This window comes from Mesorhizobium sp. M7A.F.Ca.AU.002.02.1.1, assembly GCF_003998535.1.
Classification (GTDB): Bacteria; Pseudomonadota; Alphaproteobacteria; order Rhizobiales; family Rhizobiaceae; genus Mesorhizobium; species Mesorhizobium ciceri.
The window spans coordinates 1-2,918 of record NZ_RZPB01000748.1; the positions used below are offsets into that span (position 1 = coordinate 1).

Here is a 2,918-nt window from a genome sequence, read left to right on the forward strand (position 1 = left end):
GCGGTTCGCGACGCGGACCTTCGCCGCACCGTGGCACTGATACCCCGGCCGACGCTGGTGATCGCTGGTCGGCACGACACGGTGACGGCAGCCAGCCACAGCGAGCTGATCGCCGCGACGGTACCCGGCGCGAAGCTGGTTGTGCTGCCTGCGGTCCATCTGTCGAACATCGAATATCCGGCGGAGTTCATCCAGGCTGTCATCGATTTCTGCGCGGAGCCGAGTGCCGCGACGGCAAAGGCATCCGGCACCAGCCCGGCGGTTGCCGAGCGTTCAAAGGACGCTGCGGTTCACAAGGGCGGGCGCCAGCCGGAGCCTGCGTCAATGTGAGCGCCGGGCCGAGCGGAGCCATCTGGCGAGAAGCTTTTCAACGCCTTTCGGAACGATCCCGTCACCTTGCCATTATCAGCACGAAGGCAGGCTCGGACAGGCAAACGCCGTAACCGACCTTAGAGACGGCCGGCGACGCACCACTTTCGGGCGCCGACACGAACACGCCGGAGGAAAGCGATGACTGGACGCAAAACCCACGATCAACAAATTCGCATCATTGAAGAGCGGGAAAACACAAAGAACGCCGGCAAGGATTTTGATGCCGAGGCGGATCTGAAACGATCAGCGGCGGAACGCGAAGCACTGCGCAAGGGAGCGGACATGAGGACCGATACACCGGACCTCGTCGATCCAGACGACCGCAACATGCTTCGCGGCAAGAATCAGGAAAGCGCCCATCACAAGAACCGTGCCGACGACTAAAGCGCGTCACGGACCAGCAACGCTCCTGGAACATTCGTCATAGATTGGAGGCAGCCCATGGCACACGGCAGCAAGAAGCACATCGGAGCAGGTTCACAAGGAAAGGGTTCCGGCACAGGCGCCATGACCGTGACGCCAAAAGACAAGCTCGAAGAAAACAAGGTTCTGTCCAATCGCGACAAGGCACAGCATTCCAAAGAACGCGGTTTGGACTCCAGGCAGGTCGCGACCGAGCAGCATCAGGATCATGCCGCCAACCGTTTGCGGGACTGACGCCCGACAGGGGCGCCAGCCTCGGCCTGGCTGTCCGGGGAGCCGCCAGATTCGTGCCATCTCTATTTGACACCGAGGCTTTCGGGCCAGAGCGCCTGGATTTCCTTCGGCAGCGCATCGCGCACCTTAGCCGATTGGCCAAGATCAATATGCCGTGCAAGAACTCGGAACACCGAGCGTGCTGCATCCTCGGGATCGACGGGGCGGATCGATTTCAATTCCTCGCCGATGTGCTGCGAGAAGTTTTCCAGGGAGCGCGTTTTGTCCGGCTCGGCTGCGGGCCGGTAGTGGTCGTAATAGGCGCCGCGCACCAGGAGCGGCAGTTCCGCCCCAAGTTTGGCCGCAAGCCCGATCTGCAGCCTGTCCCTTACGGTCCGCAGGACCGCGCCCAATATGTGCCATGCAATTCGCCGATCCGGACCATGATCGTCCATGATCTCGTCGAGCCAGATGTTGGTTGTCTGCAGCGTCCTGTCAAAGACATCCAAACCGGTAGCGCTCATCATCCCCTCCTCATCAAATTCATGTCTGGTTTCGAAACGATGCTCAGGGACAATCGTTTCGCTATCTGTCGACAAAATTGGCTCGGCCTGTGATCCGGCTCTGCCCCGGGATCCACGGTAGCGGTCTTGGTTGCGCCGGAACCCCTTCCGAAGCAGTTCGTTCCTGGGTGGGCGGCTTTGAGGAGCTGGTTGCGCGTCCTGCAACGGGTTTTTTGCGATGCCTGCAAGGAAGACAAAAACCACTGAAGGCGAGAACCGACAGCAACTCCTGCAGATGATGACGACGGAGCATTTGGTGCTGGGGACCGCCAGGGCGGCGACTATTCAGGAGGCGAATCAGCGCGCAAATTTGTTCCTGACTTCGGTATCCAGCGCCACGATCGCCCTTGCTTTCGTGGCCCAGGTGACGAGGATGGGGCTTCCTTTCATGCTGTTCAGCCTGATCCTGTTGCCGTGCCTCTACTTCATTGGGCTGGTGACATTCGTCAGGGCTGTGCAGGTGGCCATCGAAGACATGGTCCACGCCCGCGGCATGGCACGCATCAGGCACTGCTACACCGAGCTCACCCCTTCGATGGCGCGCTATCTGGTTCACTCCACCCCCAAACGGCTCTGCTGGCCGATGTCGGCCTCAAGCCAAGGCCCTGGCAAGCGTTCGCCGGAACCGCAGGGATGGTGAATGTCGTCAACGGTGCCATCGCCGGTGTCTTTGCCGGCGTGATGCTCAAGGTTGTCGTTGGCTCGATGGTCAGTCTCGCCGTGACTGTCGGCATTCTAGCTTTTGCGGTGAGCAACTGGTGCCTGTGGCAACATCACAGGCGCAGTTGGGCAAGCGCGGAACACAAGCTGAAGGTGCTGTTTCCAAACGTGCCGGACAGCGACGGCGAGGCGCGGATCGGATAACCCGTTCGAGAGGGGCAGGAGCATCAACTCGCGCTAGGCGGAAACCTCAAGCACGATCTTGCCACGCACATGCTCATTTTCCAGCCGTTCTTCCGCTTTGGCGACCTCTCCAAGCGGGTAGGTGGCTTGCACGAAGGGGGTGACCTTGCCGGCCTCGATGAGGCGGCCGATCTCGGCAAGATGCGCCGCATTCGGCTCGGCCAGGTAGGAGACGCCACGCGCCCGACGCAAGTTTGCCTTTTCCTGCGACGGTTGGGAAAGCGTGGAAACGAGCGTCCCGCCAGGCTTGAGCACCTCCCAGGAGCGCTCCTGCGTGTCGCCCGCGACAAGATCGAACACCAGGTCGACCGCATCGACGACCTCTTCGAAACGCTGATTCTTGTAGTCGACCGTCTGATCGGCGCCAAGCTCACGCACGAAAACGACGTCCTCGGCGGAAACGGTTGTCGCGACGAACGCGCCCGCGGCCTTGGCCAGCTGGAT

6 protein-coding genes and 1 pseudogene are annotated in these 2,918 nt (G+C 61.1%); 5 read left to right on the top strand and 2 right to left on the bottom strand.

What is annotated here, in order from left to right; all coding sequences use genetic code 11:
- From EN879_RS30560 to EN879_RS30570, 3 genes and pseudogenes are all read left to right on the top strand, one after another.
- Window positions 1-330: pseudogene (locus tag EN879_RS30560) on the top strand (alpha/beta hydrolase); the annotation flags it as partial.
- Window positions 331-510: 180 nt separating this feature from the next.
- Entirely contained in the window at window positions 511-756 is a 246-nt protein-coding gene (locus EN879_RS30565; RefSeq protein WP_013530132.1) for a hypothetical protein, read from the top strand.
- A gap of 57 nt (window positions 757-813) precedes the next feature.
- On the top strand, window positions 814-1,029 hold the full coding sequence (locus EN879_RS30570; protein ID WP_063168782.1) for a hypothetical protein: 216 nt from the start codon (window positions 814-816) through the stop codon (window positions 1,027-1,029).
- A 62-nt stretch (window positions 1,030-1,091) separates the two neighbouring features.
- On the opposite strand, the gene EN879_RS30575 is transcribed toward EN879_RS30570, so the two are convergent.
- Window positions 1,092-1,532 carry a DUF2267 domain-containing protein gene (locus EN879_RS30575; protein ID WP_013530134.1) on the bottom strand — a complete coding sequence of 147 codons (441 nt, stop codon included), beginning with the start codon at window positions 1,530-1,532 and terminating at the stop codon, window positions 1,092-1,094.
- 217 nt (window positions 1,533-1,749) lie between these two features.
- Here EN879_RS30575 and EN879_RS30580 point away from each other — a divergent pair, with 217 nt between their 5' ends.
- Both EN879_RS30580 and EN879_RS40265 read left to right on the top strand, forming a co-directional pair.
- Entirely contained in the window at window positions 1,750-2,211 is a 462-nt protein-coding gene (locus tag EN879_RS30580; protein ID WP_244514337.1) for a hypothetical protein, read from the top strand.
- Window positions 2,205-2,435 (top strand): hypothetical protein, encoded by a 231-nt coding sequence (locus EN879_RS40265; protein WP_244514335.1) that lies wholly within the window; start codon window positions 2,205-2,207, stop codon window positions 2,433-2,435. The genes EN879_RS30580 and EN879_RS40265 overlap by 7 nt, the downstream gene beginning before the upstream one ends.
- Window positions 2,436-2,468: 33 nt before the next feature.
- Here EN879_RS40265 and EN879_RS30585 read toward each other — a convergent pair.
- Window positions 2,469-2,918 (bottom strand): zinc-binding dehydrogenase (locus EN879_RS30585; RefSeq protein WP_164774682.1); only part of this gene is annotated, 450 nt, incomplete at its 5' end.

Bases quoted from the DNA above. Each gene is read 5' to 3' on its own strand.
- EN879_RS30570 (WP_063168782.1), top strand. From the start codon at position 814: ATGGCACACGGCAGCAAGAAGCACATCGGAGCAGGTTCACAAGGAAAG.
- EN879_RS30565 (WP_013530132.1), top strand. From the start codon at position 511: ATGACTGGACGCAAAACCCACGATCAACAAATTCGCATCATTGAAGAG.
- EN879_RS30575 (WP_013530134.1), bottom strand. From the start codon at position 1,532: ATGAGCGCTACCGGTTTGGATGTCTTTGACAGGACGCTGCAGACAACC.
- EN879_RS30580 (WP_244514337.1), top strand. From the start codon at position 1,750: ATGCCTGCAAGGAAGACAAAAACCACTGAAGGCGAGAACCGACAGCAA.
- EN879_RS40265 (WP_244514335.1), top strand. From the start codon at position 2,205: ATGGTGAATGTCGTCAACGGTGCCATCGCCGGTGTCTTTGCCGGCGTG.